This is a genomic window from Mycolicibacterium hodleri (genome assembly GCF_025822245.1).
In the GTDB taxonomy this organism is placed as follows: domain Bacteria; phylum Actinomycetota; class Actinomycetes; order Mycobacteriales; family Mycobacteriaceae; genus Mycobacterium; species Mycobacterium hodleri.
Genome location: NZ_JACKTL010000056.1, coordinates 49,566 through 67,589 on the forward strand (window position 1 = coordinate 49,566; position 18,024 = coordinate 67,589).

The window sequence follows — 18,024 nt, forward strand, 5'->3', positions numbered from 1 at the left end:
GGGTCAGCCCTTGGCCATCGGCAACAGCGGCTCACGATCGCGAACGGCGTTGCGGTGCAGTGCCTCCCCGTGCCGCACGTGACCACGACTGGGTGCTGCCATCGCACCGTCGGCGACGCTCAGGTACACCGCGACCATGGCCGCCAGGTAGCGGTCCACGGACTCCCGGGCGATGGGGTTGTCCGGGAACGCCACGGTCACCGAGGTCTCCCGCTCGCCGCGGTTGACCCACAACCCGATTTGGTAGGCGGAGCGGGCGTCGCTGAAGACCCTGCCGTTCATCCGCTCCCATTCGGCGATGATGCTCGGCGAGAGCGGCGGCAGACCGGCGTCGAGGAACGACACCATCGGCACCCCGGGGTCCGGCGCGCGCAGCCCGTGCTTCCCGTCGGCCAGTTCGAGCACGCGGTCGAAGGGGATGGGGCCCAACGACATCCGACCGTCGAACGAGCGTTGCGCCGCGCGGGCGGTGTCGCCGAAGGACGTGGGGTCGACGGCCACCGAGACGGGAACCACGCCCGTGAACCACCCGGTCGTCTGGAACTCCTCGGGCGTCGACCGCGTCGTGGTCGGCGTGATCACGTGGTAGTCCGTCGAACCCGTGAGCGCCTCCTGCGCCATGGCCGCGCACGCGAAGACGCCACCGATGAAGCGAGCACCGGCCGCGGTGCAGGCGGCCTCGAACCGGTCCGACTGCTGCTTGTCCAGCAGCCGCACCGTCACCAGGTCACCGGTCTTGGACCACGGCGGATCGCCGAGCGGGAACGGAAAGTGCGGCAGCGTGCCGTCGTTGCACTCCGCGAAGCGGATCCACTCCCGCACCTCCGGCGACTCCAGCGTCAGGCCGGACAGCAGCGCGTTCTGCCGGACGCAGTACTCGTCGTAGCTGCCCGCCGCGGGAAGCGGGATCGGACCCGCTCCGCTGACCAGGGCCGCGTACATCATGTGGATCTCGACGAGCACCAGACCCATGAACATCGCGTCGGTGTGCACGTGGTCGACGCTGATGTAGAAGGTGAAGTGGTCGGCGCGCTGAATGATGCCGAACGAGAAGCAATCCCACTGCAGCGGATTGGGCGTGCCGAGCACGTGCTCGCGCCACTCGTTCGCCGTCATCTCGCCGTACTTGGTGGGCACGAACGCGATGTCACGCGGGTTGGCCACGGTCCGGCGCACGATCTGGCCGTCGTCGGCCATCTCGAACCAGCTGTGGTAGGTGTCGTGGCGGCGCAGGTACGCGGTAATGACGTGAGACATCGCGCGAAGGTCACACTGGCCCGGCATGTCCCACGCGGGGATGTTGAGCCGCGCCATGTCGCTGCCCTTGGACAGGTGGTCCAGGTAGCCGCGAATGTGCTGAGCCTGCTGATAGCTGGGCGGCACGGCACTCACCGGAGCGTTCATCACCTTGGCCCGGCTGGCGGGCGACGGGTGCCAGGACACCACGTCACCGGATGCCCCGATCCAGTCATGGATCGCCTTGATCGCAACCATCTATCTCTCCCCTGGTCCTGAAACTTCGGTGAGCGACGTCATCGGCGCTGATTCGATGGTCATGGCGACACCGCCGGAGCAGCGGCGGAGTCGACGTCGAGATCCACGGCGATCATCTCACTGAGTCGCTCGGCGAGACCGCGCACCGTGGTGACGTCGGTCGAGCCGATCCGCACGCCGGTCTCGGACTCCAGCCGGGTGCGCAACTCCAACGTCCCGAGGGAGTCTAGGCCGTACTCCGACAGCGGCCGGTCCGCGTCGACCGAACGCCGCAGAATCAGGCTCATCTCCTCCGAGATCAGGCGGCGGACTCGGGCGGCCCACTCCTCGCGCGGCAGCAGCCGCAGCTCCTCGAGGAACTCGCTCGACCCCGTCCGGTCCTGGCCCATCGACGCGAACGCCTCGGCGAACGGACTGGTCTGCGCGAACGCGGTCAGCCACGCCGCGCCTGCCACCGGGGCGTAGCCGCTGTACACCCGGGTGTGACGCATCAGGGTGTCGAAGGCGTACGCACCGTCCTCGGGGGCAATGGCCATGCCCTCGTTGTCGGCCATGGCCTGGCCGGCGCCGATCTGCGCCCACGCCCCCCACGCCACCACCTGGGCGGGCAGGTCCTGGGCGCGGCGCCACCGCGCGAAGGAGTCCAGCCAGCTGTTGGCGGCTGCATAGGCGCCCTGTCCCGGCGAACCCACCATGGCGGCGGCCGACGAGAAGCAGCAGAACCAGTCCAGTGACGCGGTGGCGGTGGCTTCGTGAAGTCGCCATGCGCCCATCGCCTTGGGCGCCCAGTCCCGGTCGATCAGTTCGTCGGTGATGTTCCCGAGCGTGGCGTCCTCGATGACCGCGGCGGCATGCAGCACGCCGCGCAGCGGGATCCCCGTCGCGGTCGCCGCGGCGACCATTCGGGCCGCCGTCGCCGCTTCGGACACGTCGCCGAGTTCGACCTCGACCTCGGTGCCCGACTTGCGGAGCCGCTCGATGACGCGCTGCGTCTCCGGCTTCGGCGCCGACCGACCGTTGAGGATGATGCGGCCACAACCGGCCGCCGCCATCTTCTCGGCAAGGAACAGTCCGAGGCCGCCCAGTCCGCCGGTGACGACGTACGCGCCGTCGGAGCGGAACGCCGGCGCCCGGTCGGCGGGCACGACGGCGGCGAACTGACCCGTGCGCGGTACGTCGAGCACCAGCTTGCCGGTGTGTTCGGCGGCACCCATCGCGCGAATCGCGTTGGCGCCGTTGGCCAACGGGTAGTGCGTGGTCTGCGGTGGCGGCAGCACGCCGTCGGCGATCTGCTGGTAGACGACCTCGAGAAGGCTCCGCAGCGTGTCCGGTGCGACGAGGGTCAGCAGGGCGAGGTCCACCGCGTAGAACGACAGGTTCCGGCGGAACGGGAACAGCCCCATCTTGGTGTCGCCGTAGATGTCGCGCTTGCCGATCTCGACGAACCGGCCGCCGAAGGTCAGCAACTCCAGCCCAGCCCGCTGTGCCGCACCGGGCAACGAGTTCAGCACGACGTCGACCCCGTAGCCGTCGGTGTCGCGCCGGATCTCGTCGGCGAACTTGGTGCTGCGCGAGTCGTAGACGTGCGTTACGCCCATGTCGGCCAGCATCTTCCGACGATCCGGGCTGCCGGCGGTGGCGTAGATCTCTGCCCCGGCGGCCTGTGCGATGGCCACGGCGGCCTGACCGACGCCGCCGGTGGCGGAATGGATCAGCACCTTGTCGCCCGAGCTGATCCTGGCGAGGTTGTGCAGCGAGTACCACGCGGTGGCGTGCGCGCTGGGAACCGCGGCGGCGGTGGCGTCCGGCAGTTCGGCGGGGATGCGAACCGCGAGGTTCGCATCGCAGGTGACGAACGTGCACCATGCGCCGGTGGCCGAGATGCCCGCGACGCGGTCACCGATCTCGTGGTCGGTCACACCCGCACCGACGGCCGTCACCACGCCGGCGAAGTCCGCACCCAGTTGGGGCATGCGACCTTCGAAGGACGGGTAGCGACCGTAGGCGACCAGGACGTCGGCGAAGTTCAGGTTCGACGCCGACACGGCCACTTCGATCTGGCCGGGTCCCGGTGGGATCCGTTCGTAGCTGACCAGTTCGGCCGATTGCAGGTCTCCAGGGGTGCGGATCTGCAGCCGCATGCCGTCGCGGTCGGGGTGCACCACGGTGCTGTGGCGTTCCTCGGGCTGCAGCGGCGTGACGTTGAGGCGGGCGGTGAAGTAGTGACCGTCGCGCCAGGCCGTCTCGTCCTCGTCGGACAACGACAGCAGTTCGGCGCCGACCAGCTTCACGTCGGTGGCGTCGTCGACGTCGATCTGGGTGGGCCGCATCCGCGGGTGTTCCATCCCGATGACTCGGACGAGTCCACGCAGGCCGCCCTGGGCGAGGTTTGGCACCTCACCGGGGAGCACCGTCTGCGCGCCCCTGGTGAGCACGAACAGCCGCGGCGGTTCGCCGGCGACGTCGGGCAGCACCTTGGTCACGCGGACGAGGTGACGGACGTGGTCCGCTCCGTCGGCGACCAGGTCGGCCTCGGCGGTCCGCGGGTCCTGGATCACCACGACGCCCGCGCTGGGCCGGGCGACGAGCGTCCGGCGCAGCAACTCGGCGCAGGCGGCGTGATCGCCGTCGGCCGTCCACGTCATCGCGGTGACGTCGGCCTCGCCGGCCTTCAGCACGTCGGCGAGTTGGTGGGCCAGCATGTCGGGCTCGTCGGACGTGCTGAGCAGGATCCAGTGCCCGTGCCCGACTACGTCGGTGGCGGGCAGTTCCTGACGACGCCAGTCGATGGTCAGCAGCCGCTCGTTGAGCCGCTTGTCGCGCAGTCCCTGCTCCGACACGCCGGTACCCAGGCGAAGGCCGGCCACGGTCAGCACGACCGCACCGTGCTCGTCGAGCACCTCGACGTCGACCTCGACCGAACCGGCACTGGCGTTCACCAGCTGCACGTAGCAGTAGTGGGCGTTGCGGGTCGACGCATGCGCCCGCAGCCGCCGCACCCCGAGCGGCAGCATCAGCGTGCCGGTGGCGTCGGTGTGGAGGTCGGGGTGCGCACCCACGGCCTGGAAGCAGACGTCCAGCAGCGCGGGGTGGATCCCGTAGGCGCCCTGCTGCGACCGGATGGAGCCGGGCAGCGCCACCTCGGCGAACACGGAGCCGCCGGGGCCCTGGGTGGTGTGCGCGGCCACGAGACCCGTGAACGCCGGTCCGTACTGGATGCCTCTGGCGTCGTACCAGTCGCGCATCTCGGCCCCGCTGAGTTCCACGGGGTGCTCGGCCCGGAGTGCGGCGACGTCGTAGGTGGCTGGGTCGGCGGAGTCTTCGGCGGTGTGCAGCACGGCGGTGGCCCGCCGGATCTCCTCGCCCTCGAGTCGGGTGGTCACCTGGAAGTCGGTCATGCCGTCCGCGGTGAGCGAGGCCACCGCCGAGATCGGCGTCTCGGACTCGAGCAGCAGCAGCTCCTCGAACACGATGTCGCGGGCTTCGGACGCGTCGCCGAAGACGGTGCGGGCCGCCGCGATGGCCATCTCGCAGTACGCCGTGCCGGGCAGGGCGGCGACGCCGTGCACCTGGTGGTCGGCGAGCCACGGCTGGGCGTCGGTGCCGACGTCGGACTGCCACACGTGGCGTTCCGGCTCCTCGGGCAGCCGAACGTGCGCACCGAGCAGCGGATGGACGGCAAGGGTGGACGTGCCCTGCTCCTGGCCGTCCCTGGTGAGCATCAGGCGCGGGTGGTGGAACGTCGGCAGGGGTGCGTCGACGAGCGCGCCGACGGGCCACAGCGCGGCGTAGTCGACCGCGGCACCGGCACCGTGTAGCGCGGCAACGAAACCGCGGAGTCCGCTGGGCAGCTCCTGCTCGCGTCGCAAGCTGGCCAGGGCCGCGAGGCGGACGTCGAGGCTGCGGGCGTTCTGGTCCACCGCGTAGGTCAGCAGCGGGTGCGGCGAGAGTTCCCCGAACACGCGGTAGCCGTCTTCGAGGGCGGCCTGGACCGCGGCGGCGAAGCGGACCGCATGCCGCAGGTTGTCGGCCCAGTAGTACGCGTCGAAGTCGGCGGGGTCCCGGGGGTCATACAGCGTCGACGAGTAGTACGGCACCGTCGGCTCGTTCGGCTCGATGTCCTGCAACGCCTCGGTCAGCTCGTCGAGGATCGGGTCGACCTGCGGGGAGTGCGATGCGACGTCGACGGCGATTTCGCGGGCCATGATGCCCGCGTGCTTCCCATTCGGCGGCCAGCTTGCGCACCGACTCCTTGGCGCCACCGACCACCGCGGACTGCGGGGAGGCCACGACCGAGAGCACGACGTCGTTGACGCCACGCGCCGCGAGTTCGGACAGCACCTGCTGGGCGGGCAGTTCGACCGACGCCATGGCACCGGACCCGTCGAGGGTGGCCATCAGGCGGGACCGGCGGCAGATGACCTTGACGCCGTCCTCCAGCGAGAGCGCTTCGGAGACGACGGCGGCGGCGACCTCCCCCATGGAGTGGCCGATCACCGCGCCGGGCACGACGCCGTAGGACTTCATCGTGGCGGCCAACGCCACCTGAACGGCGAACACGGTGGGCTGCACGTTGTCCATGCCGGTCACGACGTCGGCCGAGGTCATGGCCTCGGTGACCGAGAACCCGGATTCGGCGGCGATCAGAGGTTCGATCTCCGCGACGGTCTTGGCGAACACCGGTTCGGAGGCGAGCAGGGCCGAGCCCATGCCCGCCCACTGCGACCCATGCCCGGAGAACACCCAGACCGGGCCGCGGTCGCCCTTGCCGACCGCGGCTTCGTACGGGTCGTCACCGTCGGCGACGCGGCGGAGTTCGGCGACGAGCTCGGCATGATCGTTCGCGAGGACGACCGTGCGGACGGGGCGATGAGCGCGTCGGCGAGCGAGCGTGTACGCGAGGTCGGACAGGTCCGTCTTGGAGTCCTCGTCGGTCTGGCTCTCGATCCAGTCGGCGAGCCTGCCTGCCGTGCGCCGCAGCTCCTCGGGCGTCGTGGCGGACAGCGGGAACAGCGTGGGACCGGCCAGCTCGGGTGTCGTCGTCGAGTCGACGGTGCGGGTCGCCTGGGCGGCGGGTGCCTGCTCGAGGACGGCGTGCACGTTCGTTCCGGACAGGCCGTAGGACGACACGGCGGCGCGCCGCGGGTGGTCGCCCTCGACCGGCCACGGGGTTTCCTCAATGGGGATGAAGAGGTTGGACTCGATGCTGGCGATCTCGTCCGGCATCTCGGTGAAGTGCAGGTTCTTCGGAACCACGCCGTGTTGCAGCGACAGAATCGCCTTCATCAGCCCGACCGCGCCCGACGCGGACTGGCCGTGCCCGAAGTTGGTCTTCACCGATCCGAGCGCAACCGGCCCGGACTTGCCGTAGACGGCCGCCAGGCTGGCGAATTCGATCGGGTCGCCGACCGGCGTTCCGGTGCCGTGAGCCTCGACCATGCCGATGGTGGCGGGGTCGACGTGACCCGCCGCCAGGGCTGCCTCGTAGACCTTGGTCTGCGCGTCCCGCGACGGGGTGGCGATGTTGACCGTGTGACCGTCCTGGTTGGCCGCCGTCCCGCGGATGACTGCCAACACGTTGTCACCGTCGGCGAGCGCGTCGTCGAGGCGCTTGAGCATCAGCACTGCGGACGCCTCGCCGGAGACGAAGCCGTCCGCGTGCACGTCGAAGGCGTGGCAGGTGCCAGTAGCGGACAACATGCCCTGCGCAGAGCCGGAGGACATCTTGCGGGGTTCCAGCATGATGGAGACGCCGCCGGCCAGGGCCATGTCGCTCTCGCGGTCGTCCAGGCTGCGGCACGCCATGTGCACGGCGAGCAAGCTCGACGAGCAGGCCGAGTCGACGGTGAACGCGGGACCGTGCACGCCGAGGTGGTAGGCGATGCGCCCCGAGGCCAAGCTGAAGTTGCTGCCGGTGAATCCGTACGGACCCTCGACGGCGTTGGCGTCGGCGGCGAGCAGTTGATAGTCCTGGTGGGTCATCCCCATGAAGACGCCGGTCAGCGAGCTCGCGATGGTCGCGGGGTCGATGCCTGCGTGTTCGACGGCTTCCCACGCGGTCTCCAGGAGGAGGCGCTGCTGGGGGTCGATCGCGATCGCTTCGCGCTCGTTGATGTTGAAGAAGTCGGCGTCGAATCCGGCGACGTCGTCGATGAACGCGCCCCACTTGGAGACGGACCGTCCTGGCACACCGGGCTCCGGGTCGAAGTACTCCTCGGCGTCCCAGCGATCCAGCGGAACCGTCGTCACCGCGTTGACGCCGCGCAACAACGCAGCCCACAGACCCGCTGGCGAGTCGATGCCACCGGGAAGACGGCACCCCATGCCGATCACGGCTATTGGGGAGACCGGTGTCTCTGCCACTTACTTCACCCTCTCCAACGAACGAACCAAGGCTCCCGACCCGGTTGTGCTGCATGAAGACGTCGGTCCTTCGGCGCTGTGGATCAGTTGCGTGACCTTTCCATTTGCACCTGGGGTTGAGTATTGATAAGGAGTTCCGGACCAGCAAACCGAACTTTTAGTACGAACCATTAGTACGAAAAACTCGGCAAATCCGTTACCCCCCTTTCCACTTCAACATTCTTCGGTCGGGACACTACACCGACAGCTACCTATTCGTCCCAACAACCTCGTTTAGGCGCATACGCTGCAGAAACGCCGAAAATTGACGCGGATGATCGTTTCTGGCGACCACTTCACCACGTTCGTCACGTTTCGCCGCCGATGTTTCTGGCAAATATTTTGTCTCGGCACCCGAATTCGACCATCGACGTTGTCACTGTCGTCAGACTTCGTCACGCGTGATTCATCTTCCGTTCATACGTGCTGCTCGAGGCCTCGTCGACGCACCCCGGCTGGGAGTCCACGCGCTCTTCCGGTCCCCCGTCGACGGCCGTTCGGACCACCTGACCCCCTTCCGCAGTCGTCGCGCTGGCAATCCCGAGCCCGATAGCGACAGGGGCACCTGCCGTCACTCTGGCAACATTGCTCGACGCGCGCGTCAAATACCAAGCCCATTCTGGCGCCTAGCGCGCCGGCTCAGCCCAAAACGGTTACGCCACAGAGCAAGTAGTCGGACAACACGCGTTGTCGGCACGTTAGCCCCTCTCGAGGGCCGGGCGAAAATTAGTGAACAACTCAACTGCCCGACGGAGTTAAACCGCCGCGGAGAGCCTGGAGAATGAAGCGCCCAGCTTGGTGACGGTGTTATACCCGTCCCTGCGGGCTCGGAAAACACCTCTTCTGATCAAGGCGGCGGTCGCCACGAACCCCGCCTGGTCACTCACCAGCATCGGGGTCAGCAGCCGATTGTGGACGAAACCGAAGGCCAGGCCGCTGCGGGGGTCGGCCCAACCCAGCGAGCCGCCCAGGCCAACATGGCCAAATCCGGGCAGGATGCCCCCCAGCGGCAGGCCGTGGTATCCGAGATGGAACGACAGCGGCATGATGAGGCCGCCGTCCAGATGCAGGCTCGGCGGGCCGCTGAGCGAGGCCACCAGCTCCGACGACAGGAACCCCGCGCCGTCCAGCTGGCCACCGTGGGCGATGGCCCCGTACATCCGGGCCAGCGCCCTGGCAGTCGCGACGCCGTTGGCGGCCGGCAACTCGGTGTCGAGCAACGACATGTCGCCCTGCACGGTCGACTTCATGCCGGGGAAGTACATCGACCCCAAGCCGCCGGAGAACGGCAGCGCCGCGATCCGCGGCGTCACCAGGTTGACGACCGGATTCTGAAACCTGCTCTGCGGTCCGATGATTCGAGCCGGCTGGGTCGGCGCGTCGGCCGGCGGCCTGCCGAGGTGGATGCCGTCGACGTCCAGCGGCTCGGCGAGCTCCGTCCGGAACAGCTCCCGCATTCCACGTCCGGTGACGGCACGCGCCAAGCCCGACATCAGCCAGCCATAGGTCAGCGCGTGATACGACGGTTTGCCCTTGAGCCATCCCATCGGGGCCGCGGCCATCCGTTCCTCCATTAGGAGGTGATCCATCATGTCGGCCCCGCTAACACCGTTGAGCTGGGACAACCCGGCACGGTGCCGCATCAGGTCGCGCACGGTGACCCCGCCCTTGCCCCTGGCAGCGAACGCCGGCCAGTACTCCGCGACCGGTGCGTCGTAGTCGATCAGACCGCGGTCGGCGAGCCGGTGGATCACCGTGGAGGCCATGCCCTTCGTTGCCGAGAACACCATCGCGCCGGTGTCGGCGGTCCACGGCCTGGTCCCCCGCCGGTCGGCCCACCCCGTCCAGACGTCGACGACGGGTTGCCCGTCGAGGTAGACGCACAGCGCTCCTCCGCCGAAGCGTTTGCCCGGGAAGAGCTGGGCGAAGGCCCGAACCGCGCAGGCAAAACTGGGATCCGCCTCGCCGCGGACGTTGCGCGGGAGCGCCGCGCTGCGCTCGCCGACAATGGCATGAATCACGATGATCGAAATTACCGGTAATCCGGCAAACTCAACGGCTGTTTACCGATCCGTTAGCGATTCGCGCGGTCTCGCTCCACCTGGGCCCGCCCGGCCAACTCAGTAGACGAGATCGAGGATCTGCTGGGCAGCCAGCGCCGGGGTCAGCAGTCCGTCCCGCACCCGTTGCTCGACGTCGGCGCGGATGGCCTTCACCCCGGCGTTGGAGGACACCTTGTCCAGTACGGCGTCGCGGACCATCGACCACATCCACTCGACCTGCTGACGGCTTCTGCGCGCGTCGAACTCCCCCGCCTCGGTCAGTACCCGGCGATGCTCCAGCACGGTGCCCCAGAGCTCCGAGAGGCCGGTGCCCTCCAGTGCGCTCGCGGTGAGCACCGGTGGGCGCCAGAGGGTCTCGCGTGGATAGAGCAGTCTGATCGCGCCGCTGAGCTCTCGTGCGGCGGCCTTGGCCTCGGTGGCATGTCGCCCGTCCGCCTTGTTCACCACGACGACGTCGGCGAGTTCCAGGACGCCCTTCTTGATGCCCTGGAGCTGGTCGCCGGTGCGCGCCAGGGTCAGGAAGACGAATGTGTCGACCATGTTGGCGACCGTCACCTCCGACTGGCCGACGCCCACGGTCTCGACCAGAACGACGTCGTAACCGGCCGCCTCGAGCAGGACGATCGTCTCGCGAGTGGCCTTGGCGACGCCACCGAGGGTGCCCGAGGTCGGCGACGGCCGGATGTAGGCGTCGGGATGAACGGCCAGCCGGGCCATCCGGGTCTTGTCGCCGAGGATCGAGCCGCCGGTCCTCGTCGACGACGGGTCGACGGCCAGCACCGCCACCCGGTGGCCCTGCTCGATGAGTGACATGCCGAGCGCTTCGATGATGGTCGACTTCCCCACCCCCGGCACACCCGTGATGCCGACGTGCACGGCCTTCCCCGCGTCGGGCATCAGCTCCATCAGCAGCCGCTGAGCGTTCTCCCGATGGTCGGCCCTGGTGGACTCGACGAGCGTGATCGCCCGTGGCAGCGCGGATCGATCCCCGCCGCGGATGGCGGAGGCGAGCTCGGAGGGGTCCATCTACGGGAGGTCGTATCCCAGCCGCTCGGCCAGCTTCTGCAACAGACCGATCGCGGCGTCGGCGATGACGGTGCCCGGCGGGAAGATGGCGGTGGCGCCCGCGGCGTACAGCTCGTCGAAGTCGCCCGGTGGGATCACCCCGCCGACCACGACCATGATGTCGGGCCTGCCGGCCTCGGCGAGGGCGTCACGTAGCGCCGGGACCAGCGTGAGGTGGCCCGCCGCCAGCGAGGACACCCCGACGACGTGCACGTCGTTGTCGACCGCCTGACGGGCGACCTCGTCGGGAGTGGAGAACAGCGAGCCGACGTCGACGTCGAAGCCGATGTCGGCGAACGCGGTGGCGATCACCTTCTGGCCGCGGTCGTGCCCGTCCTGGCCCATCTTGGCGACCAGGATGCGGGGCCTACGGCCGTCGGCCTCGGCGAACTTCTCGACCAATTCCGTTGCCGCTGAGACGTTTCGCACGTTTTGGCCCTTCCCCACCTCGTCGCGGTAGACACCGGCGATGGTGCGAATCTCGGCCTGGTGGCGGCCGTAGACCTTCTCCAGGGCGTCGGAGATCTCCCCCACCGTCGCCTTCGCCCGCGCGGCGTCGATGGCCAGCGCCAGCAGGTTGTTGCCGAGGCCGTCCTCACCGGCAATGCCGGAAGCAGCTGCGGCTCTTGACAATTCCGCCAGCGCCGCCTGGGTGGCCGCCTCGTCACGGTCAGCCCGCAGCTGCTCCAGCTTGGCGATCTGCTCGGCCCGCACCCGGCTGTTCTCGACCTTGAGGACCTCGACTTCCTGGTCGGAGTCCACCTGGTACTTGTTGATGCCGATGACGGTCTGGGCCCCGGAGTCGATGCGCGCCTGGGTGCGTGCCGCCGCCTCCTCGATGCGCAGCTTGGGGATGCCCTCGCTGATGGCTTGCGCCATGCCGCCGTGCTCGGCGACCTCGGCGATGTGGGCGCGGGCCTTCTCGGCCAGCTGGTGGGTAAGCCACTCCACGTAGTACGACCCACCCCAGGGGTCGATGGGCCTGGTGGTGCCGGACTCCTGCTGCAGCAGCAACTGCGTGTTGCGGGCGATGCGGGCCGAGAAGTCCGTCGGCAGCGCGAGCGCCTCGTCGAGGGCGTTGGTGTGCAGCGACTGGGTGTGCCCCTGGGTGGCGGCCATGGCCTCGATGCAGGTGCGGGCGACGTTGTTGAACGGGTCCTGCGCCGTCAACGACCACCCGGAGGTCTGCGAGTGCGTGCGCAGCGAGAGTGACTTGTCGCTCTTCGGGTCGAACTGGGCGACGAGTTCGCTCCACAGCAGGCGGCCGGCGCGCAGCTTCGCCACCTCCATGAAGAAGTTCATCCCGATGCCCCAGAAGAAGGACAGTCGCGGCGCGAACTTGTCGATGGACAGACCGGCGTCCAGGCCCGCCTTGATGTACTCGACGCCGTCGGCGAGGGTGTAGGCCAGCTCCAGGTCGGCCGTCGCACCGGCTTCCTGAATGTGGTAGCCGGAGATGGAGATCGAGTTGTACTTCGGCATCTTGACGCTGGTGTATCCGAAGATGTCGGAGATGATCCGCATCGACGCCTCGGGCGGATAGATGTAGGTGTTGCGGACCATGAACTCCTTGAGGATGTCGTTCTGGATGGTCCCCGCCAGCTTCTCCGGCGGCACGCCCTGCTCCTCGGCGGCGGCGACGTACAGCGCCAGAATCGGCAGGACGGCGCCGTTCATGGTCATCGACACCGACACCGTCGACAGGTCGATGCCGTCGAACAGCTGTCGCATGTCGAGGATCGAGTCGATGGCCACCCCGGCCATGCCGACGTCGCCCGCCACCCGGGGGTGGTCGGAGTCGTAGCCGCGGTGGGTCGCCAGGTCGAACGCGACCGACAACCCCTTCTGTCCCGCGGCGAGGTTGCGCCGGTAGAAGGCGTTGGACTCGGCAGCGGTGGAGAAGCCGGCGTACTGCCGGATGGTCCACGGCTGGTTGACGTACATCGTCGGGTACGGGCCGCGCACGAACGGCGGTGCACCGGGAAAGCTCTCGAGTGGGTAGCCGGCCTCGACGACGGCGTCCCGATCGGCGGCGACGTAGACCGGTTTGACCTCGACGCCCTCCGGGGTCAGCCAGTCGAGCTGATCGGCGGTGTAACCGTGCGCGGCCGCCGCGGCGGACACCAGTTGGTCGACGTCCTCGTGGGTCGGCGCGGCCGGGGTCACGTCACCGTGCAGGGGGACGTCGGCGAAGTTGACGATCCTGGGCTCCAAAGCCGTCATGTCAGGCCCCCAATCGTGTGAGCAGCGTCGACAGCGCGTCGATCGCGTCGATCTTGGCGGTGAGGTATTCGTCGGGTGGGTCGGTCGCGTCGGCGACGGCCGTTGCCGGTCCGGCCAGGTAGACGTGGGCGACGCCGGCGTCGCGCGCGGCGCGCACCACCTCGGATGCCTCCTCGGCGTAGCGCGCGTCCGTTCCGCAGATCACCACGGCGGCCGGCTCCCCGGCCTCGGTGACGGCCTGGGCCACGCCGGCCGCGCTCACCGTGCCGGGGTTGACGGTCTCGACTCCCCCGGAGGCCAGCAGGTTGGCGGCGAAGGAGGTGCGAACGTTGTGTTCGGCCAGCGGTCCCACCGGGAGCAGCAGTGCCTGCGGCCGGGCGCCGTGGGCGGCCAGGTGGGCGTCCGACCGGTCACGCAGGGCCTCGAAACCCGCGGCGTAGCGCGCCACCGACGACGTCGAGTCGGATGGCGGGAGCGGTGCTTCGGCGAGATTGGGATATTCGTTGACCCCGGTCAGCGCGGTGCGCCGGTGTGCGACGTCGTCGCTCCTGGCGTCGCGGACCAGGCCGATCTGGGTGGCGACGTGGTCGCGGGCGTCGACGAATCCGCCTCGGGCCTCGACGTCCTGGAAGTGTCGCCAGGCCTCTTCGGTGAGCCGGCGGGTCAGGTCCTCGACGAACCAGGAGCCGGCGGCCGGGTCGAGCACGCGGCCGAGGTGCGACTCCTCCAGCAGCAGAAGTTGGGTGTTGCGTGCCATTCGACGCGCGAAAGTCCGTGCCACCGCAGGCAATCCACCGGGGATGGAGCTGTCGAACTCGTGCACCTGGACGGTGTCGGCCCCGCCCACCCCCGCGCCGAAGGCGGCGAGCGTGGTGCGCAGCATGTTCACCCAGGGGTCGCGCTGGGCCATCATGGCTCGCGAGGTGACGGCATGAATCGTCGCCGCGCCCGCCTCGGGATGTCCCACGACCTCGGCCACCCTGGCCCAGAGTTGCCGGGCGGCCCGCAACTTGGCGATGGTCATGAACTGGTCGTCGTCGGCGCCGTAGCGGAACGCGATCTGCGCGAGCGCATCTGGGGCGGAGACACCGCCGTCGCACAGCAGGCGAAGGTAGGACACCCCGGCGGCGACGGCCCCGGCGAGCTCCCACGACGCGCTGGCGCCGAGGTCGTGCAGACCGGCCCCGTCGACGGTCACGGCCCGCACGCCACCGCCGAAGTCGGTCAGCGTGGCGGCGGTCGTCACCACCTCGTCGACGGTCGGCGCGTCGCGGTCGGCTAGCACGGCCGTCAGCGGATCGGCGCCGAGGTCGACCGACAGGCTCCGGCGCGCGTCGCCGTCGAAGCCGGACACCAGTGCCAGCACGGCCTGGGCGGCGGCGACGTAGTCCGCGCCGGCCTCCAGGATCACCGGAACCAGGTCGAGGAACACTCCCTCGAGCAGCCGGTCGAGCTCGGCCACGGGGACCTCGTTCGCCCCGCCGACCCGCAGCACCAGCGCGCTCACCCCGTCGACGAGCGCGCTCAGCACGGCGTCGTTGCCGTCGGAGACCGCCGGTTGCCCGGCGATCGGGAACGACTCGGCAACCTTCCATCCCGAGGTGACGTCGCGACGGGCGTCACCGCCTCGCACGTAGGGCCAGTGACCCGGCAGCGAGGGCTCGGGGAGCGCGTCGAGGGCGGTGTACAGCGGGCGGACGGGAAAGCCCTCGTAGGTGGGTGAGTCCAGAAGCCGCTCGGGTTCGGCGCCCAGGTCGGCGGGATCCTTGCGGCTGCTCTTGGCCAACACCCCGGCAACGGCAGCGCGCCACTGATCACGGTCGGACTCGACGACGCCGAGTCTCGAACTGGACACCTGTTCGGACACTGTTGACTCCCCTGTCATCGACCTTGATGCAGCGTGTGACTTGACAACTGTCCATCAGGCTAAATGATCGCCGTCACGGCGCGAACCGGCAGACCCGAGGCTACTGACGGGTAGCTCCGTCGCGTCGTCTCGAAGGACTGCCCGACGCCCCGTACTCTCGGGAGACGTGAAGCGGACAGTCAGCACGTTGCGTGCGGTGCGGGGCGCAATCGTGGCCACCGCGGCCCAGGTTCCGCGGCGCAAGCTGGTGGCCGTCGTGGCCGCCGCTGTGATTCTCGTCGCAGTCGCCTATCTGGTCCCCTTGCCCACCGCGGTGCAGATGCGCGACTGGGCCACGTCCGCGGGTCCGTGGTTCCCCCTGGCGTTCTTCCTCGCCCACGTGGTCGTCACCATCTTCCCGTTCCCGAGGACCGCGTTCACCCTGTCGGCGGGTCTGCTGTTCGGCCCCTGGCTCGGCGTGTCACTGGCCGTCGTGGCGTCCACGATCAGCGCGGTGGTCGCACTGTTCCTGGTCCGCGCCGCCGGACTTCAGCTCAACCGGCTGGTGTCGCACCCGCGGGTGGAGATGGTCGACGCACGACTGCGGCAGCGCGGGTGGCCGACGGTGCTCTCCATGCGCATGATCCCCGCGGTGCCGTTCTCGGTACTCAACTACGCCGCAGGCGCGTCGGCCGTCCGGCCCGTGCCGTTCGCGGTCGCGTCGTTCGTCGGTCTGCTGCCCGGCACGGCGGCGATCGTGATCCTGGGCGACGCCCTGACGGGAAACGTCAGCCCGCTGCTGTTCCTGGTGTCCGCGGCCACCGCCAGCTTGGGCGTCGCGGGACTTTTCTACGAGATCCGCAGCCACCGCCGCCACGCCAAGCAGGCCGACGCCGACCCGTTGCCTAGCGCGACTCCGGCCCCCTGACGGTCATCGCGCCGAACAAGCCAAGGAACGACGTCGCGGCGACGAGGCCGGGGCTCCAGTCCCTGGCCCGAACGTGGAAGGCCACGGCCAGCACGAAGTACACGGTCAACATGAACGTGGTCAGGCGGGCCAGCCGCGGGAAGCGGTACACCGACAGCAGGCCGACGGCCGAGGCGGCCTTGACGACCGGGATCACCGGCCGCAGTTCCTCGGCCAGGCCGACGTCGTCGAAGGCCTTCTTGATGGGTGCGACCATCAGGGCGCATGCCACGGCGTCGCCGGCCTGCATCGCCGCGAGGGCCGCGTAGGTCCGCGTCGACGTCAGCGCGCTCACTCGTGGTCCCGGTTCCCGTGGCGAGGCTGCGAGTAGTCGGTCGCGGGCGGCTGCGCCTGCTGCGACAGCGGGGCGTACTGCGGCGTCCCGTCGATCGCACCCTGGACGGGCGTACGCGCCTCGGCGACCGCCTGCGCGACGGCCTGGGCGATCTCCGGATCGGACTTCGTGTTGAACCACTCCGCGACCTCGGCCGAGTCGTCCTCCGGCTTGGGCAGGTCCTCCTCCACCGGGGACGGCTGATAGCGGAACACGCCGTCTTCGCCGGGGGCGCCCAGCATCTTGGTGAAGCCCTGCAGCGCCGTCCCGAAGTCGCTGGGCACCAACCAGACCTTGTTCGCCTCGCCCTTCGCCATCAGCGGCAGGGTCTGCAGGTACTGGTAGGCCAGCATCTCGGGGGTCGGACGACCCGCCTTGATCGCCGCGAACGTCTTCTCGATGGCCTTGGCCTGACCCTGCGCCTGGAGGTAGGACGCGGCGCGCTCGCCCTGGGCCCGCAGCATCCGGGACTGCCGGTCCGCCTCGGCCGCCAGAATCGCCGCCTGCTTGGCGCCCTCCGCGGAGAGGATCTGGGCCTGCTTCTGGCCCTCGGCCTGCTTGATCGAGGCCTCCCGGTTGCCCTCGGCGGTCAGAATCATGGCGCGCTTCTCGCGGTCGGCCCGCATCTGCTTCTCCATCGAGTCCTGGATGGACGGCGGCGGGTCGATGCTGCGCAGTTCGACCCGGGCCACGCGAAGGCCCCAGCGGCCGGTGGCCTCGTCGAGCACTCCGCGGAGCTGACCGTTGATCTGGTCGCGCGAGGTCAGGGCCTGCTCGAGGGTCATGCCGCCGACCACGTTGCGCAGCGTGGTGGTGGTCAACTGCTCCACGCCGACGATGTAGTTGCTGATCGCATACACCGCGGCCTGGGGCTCGGTGACCTGGAAGTAGACGACCGTGTCGATGTTGACGGTCAGGTTGTCCTCGGTGATGACCGGCTGCGGCGGGAACGACACGACCCGCTCCCGCAGGTCGACCCTGGCGCGAATCTTGTCGACGAACGGCAACAGCAACGTCAGCTGACCCGAGACGGTCTTGCTGTAGCGGCCGAGGCGTTCGATCACCGCCGCCTCGGCCTGCGGGATCACCTTCACCGACTTCACGACCACGATGATCGCGAAGATCACCAGCACCGCCGCCACGATCAGCCCGAACAAAGCACCATCCATGAGCCGTTCCTCCCTAGGTTCAGATGACCTTGAAGACGACCGCGGTGGCGCCGTCGATGCGCACCACCGTCACGTGGTCACCTGGTTCGTACACTTCGTCGTCGTCGAGGGGCCGGGCCGTCCAGACCTGTCCGTCGAGCTTCACCTGGCCCTCGTGACGCGCAACCCTGTCGAGCACCAGCGCACTCTTGCCTTCGAGTGCCTTCATCGGCTCCGGGAGGCCGGTGCCCGCGGCGAACCTCCGTCGCAACGCGGGCCGAACCGCCACCAGAAGCAGGATCGAGACGACGGCGAACACGATGCCGTCGACCCAGACCGGGCCGCCGAACACCGCGTTGGCACCGGCGGCCGACAACGCTCCGCCACCGAGCATCAGCAGGAAGAGATCGCCGGTCAGCGCTTCGGCACCGGCCAGCGCCAACGCTGCCACCAGCCAGATCAGCGCGCCCATCTTCACAGCC

9 protein-coding genes and 1 pseudogene are annotated in these 18,024 nt (G+C 69.2%); 1 reads left to right on the plus strand and 9 read right to left on the minus strand.

The window, feature by feature from the left end:
* Positions 1-3: 3 nt before the first annotated feature.
* The 6 genes and pseudogenes from H7J06_RS24040 to mutA form a co-directional block, all read right to left on the minus strand.
* Positions 4-1,494 (minus strand): condensation domain-containing protein, encoded by a 1,491-nt coding sequence (locus H7J06_RS24040; protein WP_264041812.1) that lies wholly within the window; start codon positions 1,492-1,494, stop codon positions 4-6.
* Between the two features lie 59 nt (positions 1,495-1,553).
* A pseudogene (pks2, locus tag H7J06_RS24045) lies at positions 1,554-7,818 on the minus strand (sulfolipid-1 biosynthesis phthioceranic/hydroxyphthioceranic acid synthase).
* 833 nt (positions 7,819-8,651) lie between these two features.
* Entirely contained in the window at positions 8,652-9,917 is a 1,266-nt protein-coding gene (gene lipL / locus H7J06_RS24050) for an esterase/beta-lactamase LipL (RefSeq protein WP_264041813.1), read from the minus strand.
* 99 nt (positions 9,918-10,016) lie between these two features.
* Complete coding sequence (gene meaB, locus H7J06_RS24055; protein WP_264041815.1) at positions 10,017-10,985, minus strand: methylmalonyl Co-A mutase-associated GTPase MeaB; 969 nt, start codon at positions 10,983-10,985, stop codon at positions 10,017-10,019.
* Positions 10,986-13,247 (minus strand): methylmalonyl-CoA mutase, encoded by a 2,262-nt coding sequence (scpA, locus tag H7J06_RS24060; protein WP_264041816.1) that lies wholly within the window; start codon positions 13,245-13,247, stop codon positions 10,986-10,988.
* A gap of 1 nt (position 13,248) precedes the next feature.
* Positions 13,249-15,102, minus strand: a complete 1,854-nt coding sequence (gene mutA, locus H7J06_RS24065; RefSeq protein ID WP_264041817.1) for a methylmalonyl-CoA mutase small subunit — start codon at positions 15,100-15,102, stop codon at positions 13,249-13,251.
* A 178-nt stretch (positions 15,103-15,280) separates the two neighbouring features.
* Here mutA and H7J06_RS24070 point away from each other — a divergent pair, with 178 nt between their 5' ends.
* Entirely contained in the window at positions 15,281-16,021 is a 741-nt protein-coding gene (locus tag H7J06_RS24070) for a TVP38/TMEM64 family protein (protein WP_264041818.1), read from the plus strand.
* Here the strand turns inward: H7J06_RS24070 and H7J06_RS24075 are convergent.
* The 3 genes from H7J06_RS24075 to H7J06_RS24085 are packed head-to-tail and all read right to left on the minus strand — an operon-like array spanning position 15,999 to position 18,014.
* The gene (locus H7J06_RS24075; protein WP_264041819.1) at positions 15,999-16,355 is read right to left on the minus strand and encodes a DoxX family protein; all 357 of its coding nucleotides are present in this window, start codon (positions 16,353-16,355) and stop codon (positions 15,999-16,001) included. The two genes, H7J06_RS24070 and H7J06_RS24075, sit on opposite strands and share 23 nt — an antisense overlap.
* Positions 16,352-17,563: an SPFH domain-containing protein gene (locus H7J06_RS24080; protein WP_264041820.1), complete on the minus strand. Its 1,212-nt coding sequence runs from the start codon at positions 17,561-17,563 to the stop codon at positions 16,352-16,354. The genes H7J06_RS24075 and H7J06_RS24080 overlap by 4 nt, the downstream gene beginning before the upstream one ends.
* 19 nt (positions 17,564-17,582) lie before the next feature.
* On the minus strand, positions 17,583-18,014 hold the full coding sequence (locus H7J06_RS24085) for an NfeD family protein (protein WP_264041821.1): 432 nt from the start codon (positions 18,012-18,014) through the stop codon (positions 17,583-17,585).
* Between the last annotated feature and the right edge of the window lie 10 nt (positions 18,015-18,024).